Origin of the sequence: Streptomyces sp. TS71-3 (genome assembly GCF_018327685.1) — a bacterium.
Classification (GTDB): Bacteria; Actinomycetota; Actinomycetes; order Streptomycetales; family Streptomycetaceae; genus Streptomyces.
On the sequence record NZ_BNEL01000003.1, the window covers coordinates 797,985 to 816,211 of the forward strand.

The window sequence follows — 18,227 nt, forward strand, 5'->3', positions numbered from 1 at the left end:
ATTCCGCACGCTCCCCAACTCCCCGTCCCTCGGGCCGACAACGGATGACCACCACACCGGATGCGGTGATCACGGCGTTGCGAGTTCAGAGTTGCCCACCGGATGCGGCCCAACCACCTCGATCCACCCGATTCGCTCGCAAGCGTGAGCCCGCCCCCCGTAAACCTCCCGCGCTCCCCGCGCCCGCCACTTCAGGGGGTTGTTCGACATTCCGCGGGCGCGGGGCGGAGGCGCAGGGCGGAGGCGAGCGGGAGCGGAGGGGAGTGGAGGGCGCGGCGTCCGAGCGGTCCGTTCGAGCCGCCCGTTCGACCCGACCGGCCGAATCACCCGCCCGCACCCCCGGCCCCCCTTCCCTTTATCGAACGCACGTACGAAAATGAAGCCATGCCCACCACCGACCGGCATGCCGTGCCCCCCGCAGCCCTGGCCCTCGCCCACGCGCTCACCGCCGCCGAGCGCGGGCTTGCCGTCTTCCCGCTCTCCCGTACCAAGCTGCCGGCCCTGCGATCGCCGCACCACGACGAGCGGCTGCCCACGCTCTGCCGCGGCGAGTGCGGCAAGTTCGGGCACGGCGTGTACGACGCCTCGTCCGACCCGCGCCGGGTCCGCGCGCTCTTCGCGGCGGCGCCCAGGGCGACGGCCTACGGCATTGCCTGCGGTGTTGCTCCGCACCACCTCATCGGCGTCGACCTGGACAACAAGCCGGCCACGGACGCGCCGGCGGCGCTTCGCGAGCTGGCGCTGCGCCACCTGTTCACGATCCCGGCCACGGTGGTGGTGATCACGCCCAGCGACGGCCGGCACGTGTGGCTGAGCGGCCCACCGGACGTGGCGGTCCCCAACTCGGTCGGCCGCCTGGCTCCCGGCATCGACATACGCGCGGCGGGCGGCTACCTCGTCGGCCCCGGTTCGCTCACGGCGCACGGGGTCTACAGCGCGGAACCCGGTACGGGGCACCTGGAGCCGGCACCCTGCCCACCCGCACTCCTGCGCCTGCTACTGCCACCGCCCACGCGCGCGTACCACGCGGCGGCAGGCCCGGGGGTGCGCGGCGAACAACGGGGAGCGGGCCTCGTCCAGTTCGTGCTGGCCTCACACGAGGGCCAGCGCAACACCCGCCTGTTCTGGGCGGCCTGCCGAGCCCACGAGAACGGCCTCGCGGAAACGCTCATGGCCCCCCTGATCGCCGCGGCCCTGGAAACCGGCCTCACGGAACAGGAGGCCCGCACGACGATCGCGTCGGCGGCGAGGCTGACGGCTACGCGGGGGAGGCGGTGAGGGTTCCGGTGCGGGTGTGCCGGTGCCGGGGTGCCCGTGCAGGGGTGCCGGTGCCCGAAGGTGCCCGTGCCGGGGCCCGAAGGTGCCGGGTCCAGGGTCCGACGCCGAGAGGCCCAGCGTTGAGGAAGCCGACCGCCGGGGAGACGACACCCAGGGGCGCTCCGCTTAGAAGCGCGCCCCTACGACCGCGGGCGTAGGTCGCACGCACGACCCCGAGCCCGATGCGCGCGCCCGTTCCCCCTGCTCGGATACGTCACATGACAGAACCCGCAGACCCCACGGCAACGCCGGACTCCGCCGTACACGCCCGTCTGACCCAAGAGCGCAACGTCTGGCTCTGCACCCTCCGCCCCGACGGCTCGCCCCACGTCACACCGGTCTGGTTCGTCTGCACGGACCCCGGAGGCCCGGCCCCGACATGGTGGATCGGCGTGGACGCCCGCTCGGTGAAGATCCGCAACATCACATCGGACCCGCGGGTCACTCTCGCCCTGGAGGACGGCACGCACCCGGTCGTGGCGGAGGGAAAGGCGACGGTACTCGCCCCGCCCGCCTTCCCTCAGGAGATCAGAACGGCCTTCTACGACAAGTACACGTGGGACATCACCGAGAAGGAGTCCCCTGGCGAACGACGCGCGCTCATCAGGATCCCCACAAGCCGCTGGCTCCTCAGGGGCACGGCACGGTGAGCGCCTCCCTTACCGCCGCCCTGGGGTGGCAAGCGGCACATCGTGAACGCCCCAATCACCCACGACCTTCGTGCCGCTCTCGAAAGCGAGCTCCGAAGGCCAAGGACATCACGGGCGCAACACACGAAGGCGCCTGGCCAGCGAACCTGGTCAGGCGCCTTCGATTGCCGAGTGGGCGGGCCACCGCGCCGACGGCGAGGGGGTTACGGTCGCAGAGACGGAGGGCGGAGCGGACGGCTCGGCATTGCGGCCGGCGCTGACGAGAACGAGCACAACCACAGTTGCACACACGCAGACAAAGCCGAGAAACAACAGACGTTGCCGCTGCACCGTCGCGACGCGTTCCTTTGTATCGCTGGCGATGATCCGGTACTTGCTTGTCCGGTAATCGAAAAACTTGCTGAACGAATCCTTCGGGAGGTTCTTGACCACCCTGGCGACAGCAAGCATCGCGCAAGTGACGACCCAAATGACGATGCCTCCCACGGGCGCACCATCAAAGAGCTGGGAGAACAAGACTGTGGACCCTTTTCACTGAGGTCGGCGTGACATGAGCACCATCGACCACCCGGTCCGCATATGCACGCAAACCCGGATCAGTACCTGGCGAAATGGAGGAGCTGGCCGTCAGGAAGTCGAAGGCCTGAGATCCGCCCATCCCCCTTCCGTACCCGACGAGGCGGGAAACCGCGGCGAACACCGACGCCTGGCAGGCGGTACCCATGGCAACGGCCCCCGACCGTCTTACCTGGTCAGGGGCCGTTCGCACTGCTCAGAACCGCGGAGGCGGTGGGATTTGAACCCACGGTCGTGTTGCCACGACGACGGTTTTCAAGACCGTTCCCTTCGGCCGCTCGGGCACGCCTCCCCGCCCTCGCCCACCTGGGGCGGGGCGGGTACAGCCTAGCGGGTGGGTCGGCTACGGGGCGGGGCATGGCCGCGGTATGGCCCACAGGTCGGGAGGCGTCCGCTCAGCCTCCCCGCCGCGAGCACCGCTTCGTGCACGCCGGTGACGTGGCGCCCGGCTCGAGCCGTGCCGACCGCGAGCGATGGCCAAGGGTGACCCCCAAATTCGACAAGTAACTTGGCAAAGTTACTTGTCCAGTTTTACGCTGCCCACCATGAACACCGACCCCAGTCCGCAGCCGCAGGCGCGCCCGCAGCAGACCGCCGCCACCGTCCAGCGGCTCAGCGACGCGATCAAGCGGCTGCGCGCCCGGCTGCGCGCGGAGTCGGGGCAGCACTCGACCGGTCTGACCCTCACGCAGCTCGCCGTGCTGGCGAGCGTCGTGCGGGAGGGGCCGGTCACCGCGGCCCGGCTCGCCTCGATGGAGCACGTCAGCCCGCAGTCCATCGCGCAGAGCCTCGCGGTGCTCAAGGCCGCCGGGCTGGTCCACGGTGAGCCCGATCCGCAGGACGGGCGCAGGAAGCTGGTGAGCGCCGATCCCGCCGCGACCGACATGGTCGACGGGCTGCTCGCCAGCCGTGCCTCCTTCCTTGCGCGGGCGATCGACCAGGTCATCGCCCCGGAGGAGTTCGGGGACCTGGTGAGGGCCATCGAGTTGCTGGAGCGCCTCGCCGCGGCCGACCTGAGCGGCGGCTCCATATGAGAGGCGCCATCAGGCGCCATATGAGAGCCGCCGCCGAAGGCGGTGCTGCGGCGCGCCGTCGCTCGGGCACGCCCTTCGCGTGGACGTTCACCACACCGCTCTACGTCGGCTCCAGTCTCAACCCGATCAACAGCTCCATCATCGCCACCGCCCTGGTGCCCATCGCCGCCGAGCTGCACGTCTCCGTGGGCAGCACCGCCGTACTCGTCTCCTCCCTCTATCTGGCCAGCGCCGTCGCGCAACCCACCGCGGGCAAGCTGGCCGAGGTGCTCGGCGCGCGCCGGATCTTCCTCGCCGGCATCGTCCTCGTGCTGCTCGGCGGCGTGGTCGGCGGCCTCGGCCAGAACCTGGCGATGCTGACCGTCGCCCGGGTCCTGGTCGGCATCGGCACCTCCGCCGGCTTCCCCTGCGCGATGGTGCTGATACGGCGCCGTGCCGCGGACGTCGGCCTCGACGCCCCGCCCGGCGGGGTGCTCGGCGGCATCGCGGTCGCCGGCATGGCCACCGCCGCCGTCGGACCTCCGCTCGGCGGACTGCTGGTGGGTGCCGCCGGCTGGCGGTGGGCCTTCCTGATCAACATCCCGGTCACCGCGATCGCCCTCGCGATGGCCGCCCGCTGGCTGCCCCGAGACCCCCGGCCCGACCGCGGTCACCACGGTTTCCGCCAGGTCGCCGACCGGATCGACCTGCCCGGCATCCTCGGCTTCGCCGCCTCGATGAGCGCGCTCGTCATCTTCCTGATGGGCCTGCCGCACGCCCAGTGGGTCGCACTCGCCCTCTTCGTGCTGGTCGGCGCTCCGACGGTCGTGTGGGAGCTTCGGCGGACCGCCCCGTTCTTCGACTTCCGCGCTCTCGCCGCCAACGGCGCCCTCACCCGCACCTACCTGCGCCAGGCGCTCACCCTGCTCGGCGTCTACTCCGTGATGTACGGCATGACCCAGTGGATGGAGGCCGCCCAGGGGATGTCCACCGTGGCGGCCGGGCTCCTGCTGCTGCCGATGGGCGCCGTCTCCGCACTGCTCTCCCGGCCGCTCGCCAGCCGCAACCTCGTGCGCGGGCCGCTGGTCGCCTCGGGGGTGACCATGCTGCTCGGCTCCGCCGGCATCGTGCTGCTCACCTCGCACAGCCCCGTGATCCTGCTCGTGCTGGTGTCCCTCGTCTTCGGCGTCACCTCCGCCACCACCACCGTCGGGAACCAGACCGCCCTCTACCTCGCGGCACCCGCCGACCAGATCGGCACCGCCTCCGGGCTGTTCAGGACGTTCGGATACCTCGGAACCATCACGTCCGCCGTGATCGGCGGCGTCGTCTTCCGCGACGGGGCGAGCGACCACGGCCTGCACTCCCTCGGACTCGTGCTGGTCGCCGCCGGTATCGCGGTCCTCCTGCTCACCCTCTTCGACGGCCGTCTGATGCGCCGTGACGGCAGTCGTAATGGCCACGGGGGGGGGAGCCACGCCCCCGTCAGCCCCGGCAACCCCGGCCACCCCATGACCACCGAACCCCCGGAACCCCCGGAACGCCCGAAACCTCCGGAACACCGGGAACACCAGGAACACCGGGAACACCCGGACAATCCGGAACACCCCGAGAACCCTCCCAAGGAGAGCCCCTCTTGAGCACGAGCACCCCCTCCCTCCCCTTGATCGCCCCCGAGCGGACCGCCCTGCTGGTGATGGACTTCCAGAACGGGATCGTCCCCCTCGCCCCCGACGCCGACGCGCTGGTCGAGCGGGTCAAGGGCGCCATCGCGGACGTCCGTGCCGCCGGCGGCACCGTCGGCTACGTCCGCGTCGCCTTCACCGAGGACGAGTGGGCGGCGATCCCCGAGACCAACAAGACGTTCAGCGGGGTCGCCGCGTCGAAGATGATGCACCACGAGGAGGCCGTCACCCGGATCGACGAGCGGATCGCACCCGAGGACGGCGACATCGTCGTGCGCAAGATCCGCTTCGGGTCGATCTCGACCACCGACCTCCACGAGCAGCTCGGCGCCCGCGGCATCGACACCCTCGTGCTCGCCGGGATCAGCACCAGCGGCGTCGTCCTGTCCACCGTCATCGACGCCGCCGACCGCGACTACCGCCTCTACGTGCTGTCCGACGGCGTCGCCGACCCCGACGCCGAGGTGCACCGGGTGCTGGTCGAGAAGGTGTTCCCGTCACGGGCCCACGTCATCGACACCGCCGGGCTCCGCGGGTCTCTGCGGTCCGCCTGACGACACCCGCCCACACCACGGGAGAGGGGCCGCCGAACCAACCGGCGGTCCCTCTCCCGTGTCTGCTCAACGGCCCTCCGGGCCGCTCCGCTCAGCTGGAGCTGTCCCCCTTGCGCTCCCCCAGCGTCAGGCTCACCGTGTGCTCCTGGCCGCCGCGCTTGTAGGTGACCTTGACGGAGTCGCCGGGCTGGTGGTTCCAGATCTCGCCGATCAGCGTCGGGCCGCTGTCGATCACCACGTCGTCGAAGCGGGTGATGACGTCGCCGGGCTTGAGGCCCGCCTTGGCGGCCGGGCCGCCGGGGGTGATGGGCTGCGAGCCGTCCGGGCCCTGGTCGGAGAGGACCGCGCCGTCGCCCTGGGACTGGTCGCCCATGGCGACGGACGCGCCGATCACCGGGTAGACCGGCTGGCCCGTCTTGATGAGCTGCTTGGCGACGTTCTTGGCCTGGTTGATCGGGATGGCGAAGCCGAGGCCGATCGAGCCGCCCTGGCCGCTGCCGCCGATGCCGCTGTCGCTGGACGGCTTGATGGCGGAGTTGATGCCGATCACCGCGCCGCGCGCGTCCAGCAGCGGGCCGCCGGAGTTGCCCGGGTTGATCGAGGCGTCGGTCTGCAGCGCGCTCATGTACGACGCGTCGTTGGAGTTTCCGCTCTCGCTCGTGGTGACGGGGCGGTCCTTGGCGCTGAGGATGCCCGTGGTGACCGTGTTGGACAGGCCGAACGGCGCGCCGATGGCGATGGTGTCGTCGCCGACCGCCACCTTGTCGGAGTCGCCGAGGGCCAGCGGCTTCAGGTCGGACGGGGCGTTCTTCAGCTTGATGACCGCGACGTCGTAGCCCTGCGCGCGGCCCACCACCTCGGCCGTGTACTTCTTGCCGTTGGAGAAGGTCGCCGAGAGCTTGCCGCCGCCGGCCGCGGCCGCCACCACGTGGTTGTTGGTGAGGATGTGGCCCTGCTTGTCGTAGACGAAGCCCGTGCCGGTGCCTCCGTCGCCGTTGCCGCTCTGCGCGTCGATGGTGACGACGCTCGGCAGCGCCCGTGACGCGATGCCCGCCACCGAGTTCGGCGCGCGCTTGACGTCCGAGGGGCCGGAGGCGGAGACGGTGGTGGAGTCCGTGGAGTTGTCGCTGTGCTCGGCGGCCCAGTACCCGATGCCGCCGCCGATACCGCCCGCGACCAGCGCGGCGACCAGCACGGCCGCGACGAGACCGCCACCGCGCCGCCCGGGCTTCGGTTGCGGCTGGTAGGAGGAACCCCATCCCGCGCCGCCACCGGAATCCCCGTACGAGGCGTTGCCCGAGTCCGCGTACGGCGGGGTGGCCGGGTTCCCGTAGCCGGGGGCGGTGGCGTTCCCGTACGCGGAGGTGGCGGGCGGCGGGGGCGGCCACTCGCCCGAGACCGGCGACGAGGCCACGCCCGGCTGGCCGGGGGCCTGGTACTGGCCGGGGTGACCGGGGGCCGGCTGGCCCTGGGGACCCTGGTGGCCCTGAGGACCCTGCTGGCCGGAGGCGTACCCCTGGCCCGGAGCGGGCGCGCCGGCGCCCTGGGGGGGCGCGGCCGGCGGCGGGTACGTGGGCATCGTGGCCGTCTGCCGGGCGTCGGGAGCCGGGGGCGGGGGGCTCTGGGCGGGACGTTCCGGGACCGCGTCGGAGGGCTCCTGGCCGGCGGCCGGCCGTTCGCCGGACGCGACCTGGGCGGCGGGAGGTTGCTCCCCGGCCGGACCGGAAGGACCAGACGGACCGGAAGGGGCTTCCGCAGCGGGGGACGCCGCAGGCGAACCCGCCGGCTCGGGAGACTCCACCGGCACGGGGGGTGCAGACGGGGCAGGCGGTACCGCAGCGCCCTCGTTCTCGGTGCTCACAGCTCTTCTCCTCAATCCACGGCTGCAGGTGTCGACAGCACTCGGTCGCATGCGTGCACGACCCGGCGCGGTTCAGCGGTGCCTTCTGTACGCCGTCAGCCTTTCCCAACGGACGTCAGGGCACTGTAAGCCGACGCTGTGCGTGCGACGCCATCCTTTACATCGGACACTTCACGCCCGATCGGCGCATCCTCAACGCGGCCGGGCGCGGGCCTCCCCCGGTGCCCCAAGGGCGCGGGAGGTGCCCCAGGCGAGCACACGGCTACCCCGTCGGGGTGGCACCATGACGCGGTGACCGACGCACGCCAGCATGCCATCCAGGTCGTCGCCCACCGCGGGGCGTCCGAGGACGCCCCAGAACACACACTGGCCGCCTACAGAAAGGCCATCGAGGACGGCGCCGACGCCCTGGAGTGTGATGTGCGCCTCACCGCCGACGGTCACCTGGTATGCGTACACGACCGGCGCGTCAACCGTACGTCCAACGGGCGGGGAGCCGTCTCGGCGCTGGAGCTCTCGGAACTCGCCGCGCTCGACTTCGGCTCGTGGAAGCGGCGCGCTCCGGGCGCCGAGGCCCCGGGCTGGGAAGAGAGTCCCGACTGGGACGCCTCGAACGGCCCCGCCGGCGCCGCGTTCCGCCCCGAGGACACCTCCGTGCTGACCCTGGAACGGCTGCTCTCCCTGGTGGTGGGCGCGGACCGCAGGATCGGGCTGGCCATCGAGACCAAGCACCCGACCCGCTGGGCGGGCCAGGTCGAGGAGCGCCTGCTCGCCACGCTCCGCCGCTTCGGCCTGGACGCGGGCGGGAGCGCGCTGAACGCGGGCGGAACGGCGCTGAACGCCGGCGGAGGCGCGCTGGACACGGGCACGAGCGCGCTGGACGTGCGCGGGAGCGCGCCGGACGCGGGTGGGGGCGTGCCGGACGCGGACGTGGGTGCGCCGGACGCGGGCGGGGGTGCGATCCCGGGGGCACCCGTGCGCGTGATGAGCTTCTCGTCCCGGTCCCTGCAACGCGTGCACAACGGTGCCCCGGGGCTGCCCACCGTCTTCCTGATGCAGTTCCTCTCCCCCCGCCACCGCGAGGGCCGGCTGCCCGCCGGGGTGGGCATCGCGGGGCCGTCGATGCGGATCGTCCGCAACCACCCGGGCTTCGTCGCCCGCCTGAAGGAGGCCGGCCGCCAGGTGCACGTCTGGACGGTCGACGAGCCCGAGGACGTGGATCTGTGCGTCGCGCTCGGCGTGGACGCCATCATCACCAACCGTCCGAAACAGGTGCTGCGACGGCTCGGTCGCGCATAACAGCCGTTACCGGGCGTACAACGGCGCGTTCGCAGCGTATTCGGGTGTGAGTAATGCGTCACGGTACGGCCGCTGGCCGGTTTCCGGCCGGGTGGCCCGGGGCATCCACTCCGTGGCGTGGGGCGAAGGAGGTCTCGGGGGTGGCGTTGGTGGTGGCACAGGAGGTGCCCACGTCGTCGAGCATGGCCGTACCCCATGGCCCTGCGGGCGTGGGGAAAGCCAGACGTCGTATGCGCGATCAGCTAAGCGTCAGCGGGGTCTCGGACACGGTCGTCGACGATGCCGTACTCATCCTTTCCGAACTGCTCAGCAACGCCTGCCGGCACGGCAGGCCCCTGGGCGACGCACCGGCCGGCGACGGTGACGTGCTGGCGGCGTGGCGCGTCGACACGGCGGGCCGGCTGACGGTCGAGGTCACGGACGGCGGCGGTCCGACCCGCCCCGTGCCGGCCAAGCCCTCGATCACCGCGCACGGCGGCCGCGGGCTGAACATCATCACCGCCCTCGCCGACGACTGGGGCGTACGGGACGACCCGCGCGGCGAGGTCACCGTATGGGTCCTGGTGCACGGCGACCCGGCCCCCACCCGCGTCCCGGACGGCGCGGCCCGGGTGACCGGCCGCACCACCCGCCAGGAGAGCGGCCACGGCGCCGCCCGGTCGGAGAGCACCGGCCGCACCGCGATCGGCAAGCAGGGCCGCAGGACCACCGGCAGCGCTCCGGTCGCCCACGGGCACCGCCCGGCGCACCGGTACGGCGGCGACACGGCCGCCCGCGTGCCGTCGCGCCCGATGTCCGCCCAGCGCGGCGAGCGGGATTTCGCGGACACCCTCGACGACGCCGAATAGCCGAGTGCGCGAGTACGCGAGTAGCCGAGTAGCCGAGTAAGGCTTCCCGCGCCCGCCTTGGCGGACGTCACGACCGGACACGGCCCGGCAGCACGGCCGGACACCACGGTCCGAACGGCACGGCCGGCCTGACAGTGCCGTCAGGCACCCCGGCGGGTCCCGGAGCCCGGAGCTGAACTCACGCCCGGACACGGCACCGGAACCCGAGCCACCCGACAGCCGGACACGGCATCCGAACCTCACGCCGGGACGCGGCACCCAGAACCCCATGGCCGGACACGGCAACCCCGCCCCGCACCCGCACCCGACGGCCAGCAGCCGGCGGCCCGCAGCCCGCAGCCCGCGGCCGAGCACCACACACCGAGCCCGCGGCCGAGCACCAACCCGGAACCCGCAGCCGCCCCCCGGCTCCAAGCCCGCGGCCGCCGGACGCCGCGATTTCCCGCATTGTCGGTACGAAGGGCTAGGCTCCCGCCTACCAGACGAGCCGTACACCGAGCCGTACGACAAGCCGTACCCGGGAGACACCCACGATGGCGAAGAAGCGCCCTCAGACCAAGGCCAGGCGCCCGCAGCAGAGCACGGGCGCGGACGGAAGCATTCCGGTCGTCGGCGCGCGTGAGCCCTGCCCGTGTGGTTCCGGTCGCCGGTACAAGGCGTGCCACGGCCGGGCGGCGGCTCAGGCGGCGATCGAGCTGGTGCAGCGGCCGTTCGAGGGGCTGGCCGGCGAGGGCGACTGGGTGGCGCTGCGCGAGCTGGTGCCGGCCGCGACGGCGGAGCTCACGCTGAAGGAGGGCCTGCCGGAGGGCGTCCCGTCGGTCACGCTGGCGACGGTGCTGCCGATGGCGTGGCCCGCGCTGCGCCGCGACGACGGCTCGGTGCTGCTGGGCCTGCAGAACGACACGTCGTCCGGCGACATCAGCCGCGACCTCGCCGACACGCTCCAGCAGGCGCTGGCGTCGGAGCCCGGCGCCCCGGTCGCGGGCCGGCGGGTACCGCCGGACGGGCCCCGGCTCCAGGACCTGCTGGACCCGGCCGCGGCCTTCGAGCCGGTGGTCCACCCGGGCTTCGAGTTCTGGGTGCCGGACGCGGAGAACGCCACCCCGGAGGTCGCCGCCTCACTGGAGCGTGCGAACGCCGCGGCGATCCCGACCGCAAAGCTGTCGGGCGTCCCGTCGGCGTACTGGTGCGAGACCCCGGAGAAGAACCATCTGCGCTGGGTGATGCCGCACCCCGAGGAGCAGCTCCTCGACGCGCTCGCGCGGCTGCACGCGGCGGAGGCGTCGTCGCTGGGCGAGAACACCCGGCTGGTCGGCTCGTTCCGGGCGCACGGCCTCATCGTGCCCGTCTGGGACCTGCCGAGCGGGATGTCCGCGCAGGACACCGAGAAGCCCGCGGCCGAGTTCGCGGAGCGGCTCGCGACCGCTCTCGCCTCGGACGCCCCGCTGACCCCGGAGGAGCGCCGCGCACGGGGCGGCCTCACCAACCGCCAGGTCACGCTGAGCTGAGGTCCCGGCTCCCCGGCCCCGCCCTTCGTACGCGGCGGCCGGGCCGGGCCACCCGCACCGGGACACGACCACCCGGGCGGCGGGAGGGGCCGGGAGCGGTCAGTACGCCGAACGGCGCACACATACGAGGACGGCCGGCACCCGGTGGGTGCCGGCCGTCCTCGTATGTGGCGCGGGCCGCGGACGCTGCGCGTGTGGCGCTGCGTGACGGTCGGGGGCCCGGCATGCAGACGCCCGGTTGCTGGCGACGGGGGATGCACCAGCAACCGGGCTGTATGAACGGTAACAAGAGATCGGCGGTTAGCAAATTCGATCTCGGCCATTCGCACGGCGATTTACCTGCACGGATGGGGAGTTGTGACAGGAGTCACCCGCTGTTTCCCCAACCCTGCGGCTGACTGGTCGGTCAGCTTGCCCGAAGCCGGGGCAGGTCAGTGGCAGGGGGACGGTGACGGGGAGGGGTTGGCCGGGAAGGGTCCCTGCGCGCGGAGTTCGCTCACGGCGGGTCGTCTGGACGCAGAATCGTTCGGGCGTGTCGCTTGATTCCGCGGGCGCCTTGGGCGGGTTGCTCCCCGGACCCGTTTGGCGGGTCGCTGCTCCGTACGGGCCCGCGACAACCGGAATCCCAACCTCGTGGAGCACCGGCACGGCACCCGCGGGGAGACGGCACCGCATCTGCGCGGAACCGGCGCCCCAACCGCCTGGAGCCGGCGGCCTCATCACGTCGGGCCGGCGGCCTGATCGCGTGGGAGCGAGCGGCCTCATCGCGTCGAGGCGGCGGGCCACCCGCTCGGGAACGGAAACCGGGCCCACGGACGGCCGAAACCCTCCGTCCACGGATCCGGAACCGACTTGCCCGCGGGGCGCCTTGCCAGCGGCGCCTCGCCTCTAGACGTCTCGCCTCTAGACGTCTCACCTCTCGGCGTCTCGCCCGCAACGGCCGAACCCCGGAGGAGCACCCCATGCTCCTCCGGTACGCGCCTTGCCTCTCGGACTACCTCTCCGGCTTCATCTCCGGATCTCCGGTCACATCTCCGGATCCCCGGCCGAAGCTCCGGCCGGATCGCCGGTCACATCTCCGGTGCGCTCACTCCGCGGTGCGTCAGCGCGTCGACCACCGCGTCCACCACGGCCTCGACGTCAGGCACCCAGGGGGCGGCCGAGCCGGGCAGGGGCGCGCGCTCCCAGCGGACCCGGCCCTGGCCCGTGAGGGACGGCGGGAGGGCCAGGTAGCCGCCCGTGCCGTGGAAGCGGAGCGAGCCGGGGACGAAGTCCTTGGCGTAGAGCAGGTCGCCGAGCTGCTCCATCGAGTAGGGGGCGACGAGGATCGCCCACCGCGTCGGCGTGGCGACCACCGGGCCCAGCCGGATGTCCTGCCGGTCCAGTGCGGCCAGCGCGCGCGCCGCCGCGACGGCGGGCAGGCTGACGGCGCACGGGGCGCTGCCTCCGGTGGCCATCACGATCGGGGCCGCCGGGCGGTTGCTCCACCACCAGCGGACCATGCGCTCGTCCGTCGTGGCGGCCAGCAGACCGGGGTCGAAGGGGTGCGCGCCGGGCACCACGCACTCCGGGTCGGGGCACGCGCAGCGGGTGCCGCGGGTGCCGCGGTGGGACTGGAGGCCGACCCCGGGCAGGACGGGCCAGTGCCACTCCGTCGCGAACGTCAGCGCCGCCCCGATCGTGTCGGGGCGGTTCTTCCTGCCGCCGGTCCGGGAGCCCTCGGCTCTGCTTGCCGTACCGGTGCGTGCGCCACTGGCGGGGCCGCGCTCCTCCCCGCTCCCCTTGCCGTTCTTCCGTCCGAAGGTCCACCTGGACAGGAGCCTGCGTCGCCTTCCGAGGATCTCGCGCATGAGCGCTCGTTCCTTTCCACGTTGAACGCCGAGGACCACATCACACCATGTGTCGATCACTTCACTACGCGTACGTGCTGGCGCGTCACACCCCTGCGGAGACAGGGGGAGAACCCCTGGGCCGAGCACGGGCTGTCGGCCCTACTGCGCTGCTCAGAGCATGGGCATGGCGTGGGGTGACGGTGCCCGGCGATGCGTCCTTCACACAGGACTCTCGCCGTCCCGTCACGGTGGATAGAAGCACGACCGTCGGTGGTAATGACGCCCGGGTCCGCCGCCAGGTTCCGGGATCACGCGATCCCGCTCACCCTGGCCATCACCGATTACGTTACCCACAGCGGCCGTTGTGACGCTCCGTTGAACGAAACCAGTCGACCGCAATATGCCGTTCCTTGCGGCGTTTTTCAGCCAAGTTCGCTGCGTGACCACCCGACCGCGGACACCATAAAAGCGAATAGGACAATGCTGGACATCTGTGTATCTCTGCGTGTAGATGTGGAGCCATTGCCAGCCAGGGCCAACGGCGCGGAGAGACACCCAAGGACGCTGAAACTCACGGGAAGACGTGGGATGACAGGGGGTTTGTCATGCTTTTGTGGAGTACGCACCGGCCGGAGAGCTGGGCACCATGAGCGCTCCGCATCTTCCGAAAGTGGCCGGAATCGACTCCACGGTCCCGTCACCCGCACACACTGTCACGCCTCCGAGCGGCCCCGCGGCCGCCGCATCCGGCTCATCCACGCCCCCCGGCGGCCACCCCGGCGGAGCGTCCGCTCCCGCTGCGGTGTTCCAGGACCGGCTGGCGGGCTGGGTCTCCGACCTCACCACGCTCCACGAGCTCACCGAGCGCCTCACCCGCACCACGCGCCTCCAGGATGCGCTGCACGAACTACTGCGCGCCGGCGCGGCTCTCGTGGGCGCCCGGCGCGGACTGGTGGTCCTCGAACCCTCCGACGGTCTCGGCCCCGACACCACGCTCGGTTTCGGCCTCTCCCGCGCCGATCTCGGCCACCTGGAGACGGTGCCCCGCGCGGCCACCTCCCACGGGCGGCTGCTCGACACGCCCGCCGGACTGCCCGGCGGCGAGCGGGAGATCGTGCACGCGGACCTGCCGGCCGAGGACGGCCTCGACCCCCGGCACCGCGAGGTCAGTGCCCGGCTCGGCTGCGCGGCCAGCTACGCGCTCCCGCTCAGCACCACGGCGGCGGGCCGGCTCGGCGCGGTGGTCTGGCTCTACGACGAGCCCGCCGAGCCGACCGAGCGCCGGCGCCACCTGATCGGCCTCTACGCCCGGCACGCCACCGAGCACCTGGGGCGGCTCCTCGAACTGGAGCGCGCGCGCTCCGCGCTCACCACCCTCGCCCAGGAACTGCTGCCCACCCGGCTGCCCCGCGTGCCAGGGGTGCGGCTGGCCGTGCGGCACCGCACCGGGCGGCGCGGCGGCGGCGACTGGTACGACGCGCTGCCGCTGCCCGAGGACGCCCTCGGGCTCGCCGTGGGATCCGTCACGGGCTCGGGCCCCGCGGTGGTCGCCGCGATGGGGCGGCTGCGGGCGTCCCTGCGGGCGTACGCGCTGATGGAGGGCGAGGACCCGGTCGCCGTGCTGTCCGACCTCGAACTGCTGATGCGGCTGACCGAGCCGGCACGCGCCGCCACCGCGCTCTTCGCCTACTGCGAGCCCGCGATGCGGAAGATCACGTTCGCCGGGGCCGGGCACACGCCGCCGCTGATCGTCGGGGCGCACCGGACGGAGTTCGTGGAGACGTCGCTGTCCGCGCCGCTCGGGATGCTCTCGTGCTGGGAGGCGCCGAGCGTGGAGCTGTCGCCCGCGCCAGGAGAAACGGTGCTCCTGTGCACGGACGGGTTGCTGCGGCGGACGGGGGAGCCGATGGACCGCGCGTTCGCGCGGCTGCACGCGGCCGGGGCGAGCGTGCCGGCCGGGGTGCGGGGGGATCCCGGGGCCGTGGCCGATCATGTGCTGGGGTGCATGGTGGGCGGGGGGTCGGGGGGACCGGGGGACGCAGGCGGTTCCGGGGGGTCCGCGGGTGGCGCCGACGCGGTGGATGCCGCGAAGGGGGCGGTCGGGCGGGGTGGGGGGTCCCGTGCGGGGGAGGATGCCGACGCGGACGTGGTGCTGCTGGCGGCCTGCTTCGGGTGAGGCGGGGCGGGGGCGGGGCGGCTGGTGTGTCTGGTGGTCAGCCGCGGGCGTCCACCGGGGTTGGTTGCTGCGGCCTCGGGATCGTTGAGGCCGCATTCGCATTCGGCGCGAGCGCCTTCTGTTTCGTTGTGGGGCGGGGCCCCGGGGGGATGTACGTGCTCGGTCCGGCGCCCCTCTGTCGTCCGGATGGTTCCGTAGGCCCGGCGCCGGACGCTGCGCGCGCACATCCCCCCGTGTCCCCTCTCGTCTCGTACGCGGCTGCGGGCCGGTGGGGCTGCTCGTTCCTGGCCGGGGCGCGCCGCAAACGTGTTGCGCGGGCAGGAGCGGCGCTCCCGGAACGGGCGGTGGTGCGATGTGCGCCGGACACCGGCCGCCGGCAGTGTCCAGGCAGGGGGCTGCTCGCCGTGGACGTGCGCAATTACGATGGACGGCGTTCCGGGACGTGGTGTCGTAGGTGAGGAGAAGGCCGTGGCCGAAGAGAGTGCGTCGCCCGTCGAGGCCCCGGAGGGGGAGAAGCCGATCAAGCAGCGGAAGAACGGCCTGTACCCCGGCGTCTCCGACGAGCTCGCGGAGAACATGAAGTCCGGCTGGGCCGACACCGCGCTGCACGGCCTGGCGCCCCTCGCCCAGGCCGACCGCACGGCGGCGCGCCGTGCCGCGCTGTCCGCGCGGTTCCCCGGCGAGCGCCTGGTGATCCCCGCGGGCAACCTCAAGACGCGTTCCAACGACACGGAGTACCCCTTCCGCGCCTCCGTCGAGTACGCCTACCTCACCGGTGACCAGACCGAGGACGGCGTCCTCGTCCTGGAGCCCACCGCCGGCGGGCACAAGGCGACCATCTACCTGCGGCCCCGCTCCAACCGCGAGAACGGCGAGTTCTGGCTGGACGGGGTGGCCGGCGAGCTGTGGGTCGGGCGGCGGCACTCGCTCGCCGAGGCGGAACAGGTCTACGGCATCGCCGCCGCCGACGTCCGCCTGCTCCCGGAGGCGCTGCGCGAGGCCACCGGACCCGTCCGGGTGGTGCGCGGGCACGACGCCGGGATCGAGGCGGCCCTCGCCGACAAGGTCACCGGCGAGCACGACGACGAGTTGCGCGTCTTCCTCTCCGAGGCCCGGCTCGTGAAGGACGAGTTCGAGATCGGCGAGTTGCAGAAGGCCGTGGACTCCACCGTCCGCGGCTTCGAGGACGTCGTGAAGACGCTCGACCGCGCCGAGGCCACCAGCGAGCGCTACATCGAGGGCACCTTCTTCCTGCGCGCCCGCGTCGAGGGCAACGACATCGGCTACGGCTCCATCTGCGCCGCCGGCGCCCACGCCTGCACCCTGCACTGGAAGCACAACGACGGACCGGTGCGCTCCGGCGAACTGCTCCTGCTCGACGCCGGCGTGGAGACGCACACCCTCTACACCGCGGACGTCACCCGCACCCTGCCCGTCAACGGGCGGTACACCGAGGTGCAGAGGAAGGTGTACGACGCGGTGTACGACGCCCAGGAGGCCGGCATCGCAGCCGTCAAGCCGGGCGCCAAGTACCGCGACTTCCACGACGCCGCCCAGCGCGTGCTGGCCGCCCGCCTCGTCGAGTGGGGCCTGGTGGAGGGGCCGGTGGAACGGGTCCTGGAGCTGGCGCTGCAACGCCGCTGGACGCTGCACGGCACCGGGCACATGCTCGGCCTGGACGTGCACGACTGCGCGGTGGCCCGCCGCGAGACGTACGTCGACGGCGTGCTGGAGCCCGGCATGTGCCTCACCGTCGAGCCGGGTCTCTATTTCCAGGCGGACGACCTGACGGTGCCTGAGGAGTACCGCGGCATCGGCGTCCGCATCGAGGACGACATCCTCGTCACCGAGGACGGCAACAGGAACCTCTCCGGGGGCCTGCCGCGCCGCTCCGACGAGGTCGAGCTGTGGATGGCCAAGCTCAGGGGCTGACGGCCCAGGCGGCCCGGCTCGGCTGCCGGTGGCCGAACTCAGAGGTTGGCGGGCCGGTCCCCGGTGGGGGCCGGCCCGCGTTCACGGGTCCGTGCGTTCACGGATCCGTACGTCCACGGGCCCGTACGTGTAAGGCCCGCGGGGCCCCCGGGCCGCGTTGACCGGGGGCGCCGCGTGCCGGTCGTCAGGATGCGACCAGTGGTGCGTTGTCCCGCCACTTGAGGATCTTGTCGAAGCTCACCACCGCGCCCCTGCGGCCCGGCTTGTTGCCGAAGTGCACGTGGTCCGCGAGCTCCTCGATCAGGCAGAGGCCGCGGCCGTGCTCGGTGCTCAGCGGGGCGGGGCGGGTGAGGGCGGGCGGGCGCCCGGCGGGGAAGCCGGGGCCCGAGTCGGCGACTTCGATCCGGCATTTCTCGCCGTCGAGATATGCGGTGACGTGGTACGCGCCCGACGCCCCGGCGGAACCGGAGCCGCCATGCGCAACGGCGTTGGCGCACGCCTCACTGAGCGCGACGGAGAGGTCGTACGAGATGTCGGGGTCCACCCCCGCGGTCTCCATCGCGCCCACCAGCAGGCGCCGGGCGAGCGGAACGCTCGCAGCTTCGCGCCGCAAGTGGAGTGACCACAAGATGCTCATGCTCCAGCCTCCTGGTGCGGCTCGACATACCGATACGTATTGCCTCAAGGGGACGGAACTAAGCCCAGCGCGTATCCGACACCGCCCGTTCGGCGGATGCGCTGACCATGGGCGTCAGGGTATGGAGATCAGCCCGGACGGCCGTCCTCCCCCTGGACCTGCACGAATGGGCATGCGCGCCGGGAGGCGACCGGCGCGCTCGCGTCCTTCGCGAACGCCGGAACACCTCCGGGACGGCTGTCAACCAGGGCGGGACTCGACGGGGGACACGCCCCGGGATCGTGGGATATCCCACCAGATTCCGGGAGGCTTACGGACGGTGGACGCAATAGCGACCCC

Annotated in this window: 13 protein-coding genes, 1 tRNA gene and 1 pseudogene; 10 read left to right on the top strand and 5 right to left on the bottom strand. The window is 72.6% G+C overall.

Features of this window, described 5'->3' with window-relative positions:
• The first annotated feature begins 384 nt into the window (after window positions 1-384).
• Together Sm713_RS27810 and Sm713_RS27815 are read left to right on the top strand one after the other, a co-directional pair.
• On the top strand, window positions 385-1,278 hold the full coding sequence (locus tag Sm713_RS27810; protein ID WP_212912785.1) for a bifunctional DNA primase/polymerase: 894 nt from the start codon (window positions 385-387) through the stop codon (window positions 1,276-1,278).
• A 257-nt stretch (window positions 1,279-1,535) separates the two neighbouring features.
• Window positions 1,536-1,967 carry a pyridoxamine 5'-phosphate oxidase family protein gene (locus Sm713_RS27815; RefSeq protein ID WP_212912786.1) on the top strand — a complete coding sequence of 144 codons (432 nt, stop codon included), beginning with the start codon at window positions 1,536-1,538 and terminating at the stop codon, window positions 1,965-1,967.
• 150 nt (window positions 1,968-2,117) lie between these two features.
• On the opposite strand, the gene Sm713_RS27820 is transcribed toward Sm713_RS27815, so the two are convergent.
• The gene (locus Sm713_RS27820) at window positions 2,118-2,453 is read right to left on the bottom strand and encodes a hypothetical protein (protein WP_212912787.1); all 336 of its coding nucleotides are present in this window, start codon (window positions 2,451-2,453) and stop codon (window positions 2,118-2,120) included.
• A gap of 295 nt (window positions 2,454-2,748) precedes the next feature.
• Window positions 2,749-2,835, bottom strand: a tRNA-Ser gene (locus tag Sm713_RS27825).
• A 253-nt stretch (window positions 2,836-3,088) separates the two neighbouring features.
• Here Sm713_RS27825 and Sm713_RS27830 point away from each other — a divergent pair.
• The 3 genes from Sm713_RS27830 to Sm713_RS27840 are packed head-to-tail and all read left to right on the top strand — an operon-like array spanning window position 3,089 to window position 5,795.
• The gene (locus Sm713_RS27830) at window positions 3,089-3,577 is read left to right on the top strand and encodes a MarR family winged helix-turn-helix transcriptional regulator (protein WP_212912788.1); all 489 of its coding nucleotides are present in this window, start codon (window positions 3,089-3,091) and stop codon (window positions 3,575-3,577) included.
• A gap of 20 nt (window positions 3,578-3,597) precedes the next feature.
• The gene (locus tag Sm713_RS27835) at window positions 3,598-5,196 is read left to right on the top strand and encodes an MFS transporter (protein ID WP_249416734.1); all 1,599 of its coding nucleotides are present in this window, start codon (window positions 3,598-3,600) and stop codon (window positions 5,194-5,196) included.
• The gene (locus Sm713_RS27840; protein ID WP_283249826.1) at window positions 5,193-5,795 is read left to right on the top strand and encodes a cysteine hydrolase family protein; all 603 of its coding nucleotides are present in this window, start codon (window positions 5,193-5,195) and stop codon (window positions 5,793-5,795) included. The genes Sm713_RS27835 and Sm713_RS27840 overlap by 4 nt, the downstream gene beginning before the upstream one ends.
• A gap of 91 nt (window positions 5,796-5,886) precedes the next feature.
• Here Sm713_RS27840 and Sm713_RS27845 read toward each other — a convergent pair whose 3' ends face one another.
• Window positions 5,887-7,374, bottom strand: a complete 1,488-nt coding sequence (locus Sm713_RS27845) for a S1C family serine protease (protein WP_374196079.1) — start codon at window positions 7,372-7,374, stop codon at window positions 5,887-5,889.
• A gap of 573 nt (window positions 7,375-7,947) precedes the next feature.
• Here Sm713_RS27845 and Sm713_RS40755 point away from each other — a divergent pair.
• The 3 genes and pseudogenes from Sm713_RS40755 to Sm713_RS27865 all read left to right on the top strand — a co-directional run bounded on the left by Sm713_RS40755 (window position 7,948) and on the right by Sm713_RS27865 (window position 11,311).
• On the top strand, window positions 7,948-8,955 hold the full coding sequence (locus tag Sm713_RS40755; protein ID WP_249416736.1) for a glycerophosphodiester phosphodiesterase family protein: 1,008 nt from the start codon (window positions 7,948-7,950) through the stop codon (window positions 8,953-8,955).
• 53 nt (window positions 8,956-9,008) lie between these two features.
• Window positions 9,009-9,572, top strand: a pseudogene (locus Sm713_RS40760) (ATP-binding protein); the annotation flags it as partial.
• 764 nt (window positions 9,573-10,336) lie between these two features.
• The gene (locus tag Sm713_RS27865; RefSeq protein ID WP_212912790.1) at window positions 10,337-11,311 is read left to right on the top strand and encodes a DUF5926 family protein; all 975 of its coding nucleotides are present in this window, start codon (window positions 10,337-10,339) and stop codon (window positions 11,309-11,311) included.
• 1,070 nt (window positions 11,312-12,381) lie between these two features.
• Here Sm713_RS27865 and Sm713_RS27870 read toward each other — a convergent pair.
• Complete coding sequence (locus tag Sm713_RS27870; RefSeq protein WP_212912791.1) at window positions 12,382-13,161, bottom strand: bifunctional DNA primase/polymerase; 780 nt, start codon at window positions 13,159-13,161, stop codon at window positions 12,382-12,384.
• Between the two features lie 628 nt (window positions 13,162-13,789).
• On the opposite strand from Sm713_RS27870, the gene Sm713_RS27875 reads away from it, so the two are divergent.
• A complete protein-coding gene (locus Sm713_RS27875) occupies window positions 13,790-15,319 on the top strand; it encodes a PP2C family protein-serine/threonine phosphatase (protein ID WP_212914889.1) in 1,530 nt (509 codons plus the stop codon).
• 423 nt (window positions 15,320-15,742) lie between these two features.
• A complete protein-coding gene (locus Sm713_RS27880) occupies window positions 15,743-17,251 on the top strand; it encodes an aminopeptidase P family protein (protein ID WP_212912792.1) in 1,509 nt (502 codons plus the stop codon).
• A gap of 184 nt (window positions 17,252-17,435) precedes the next feature.
• On the opposite strand, the gene Sm713_RS27885 is transcribed toward Sm713_RS27880, so the two are convergent.
• Window positions 17,436-17,888: an ATP-binding protein gene (locus tag Sm713_RS27885; protein ID WP_212912793.1), complete on the bottom strand. Its 453-nt coding sequence runs from the start codon at window positions 17,886-17,888 to the stop codon at window positions 17,436-17,438.
• Between the last annotated feature and the right edge of the window lie 339 nt (window positions 17,889-18,227).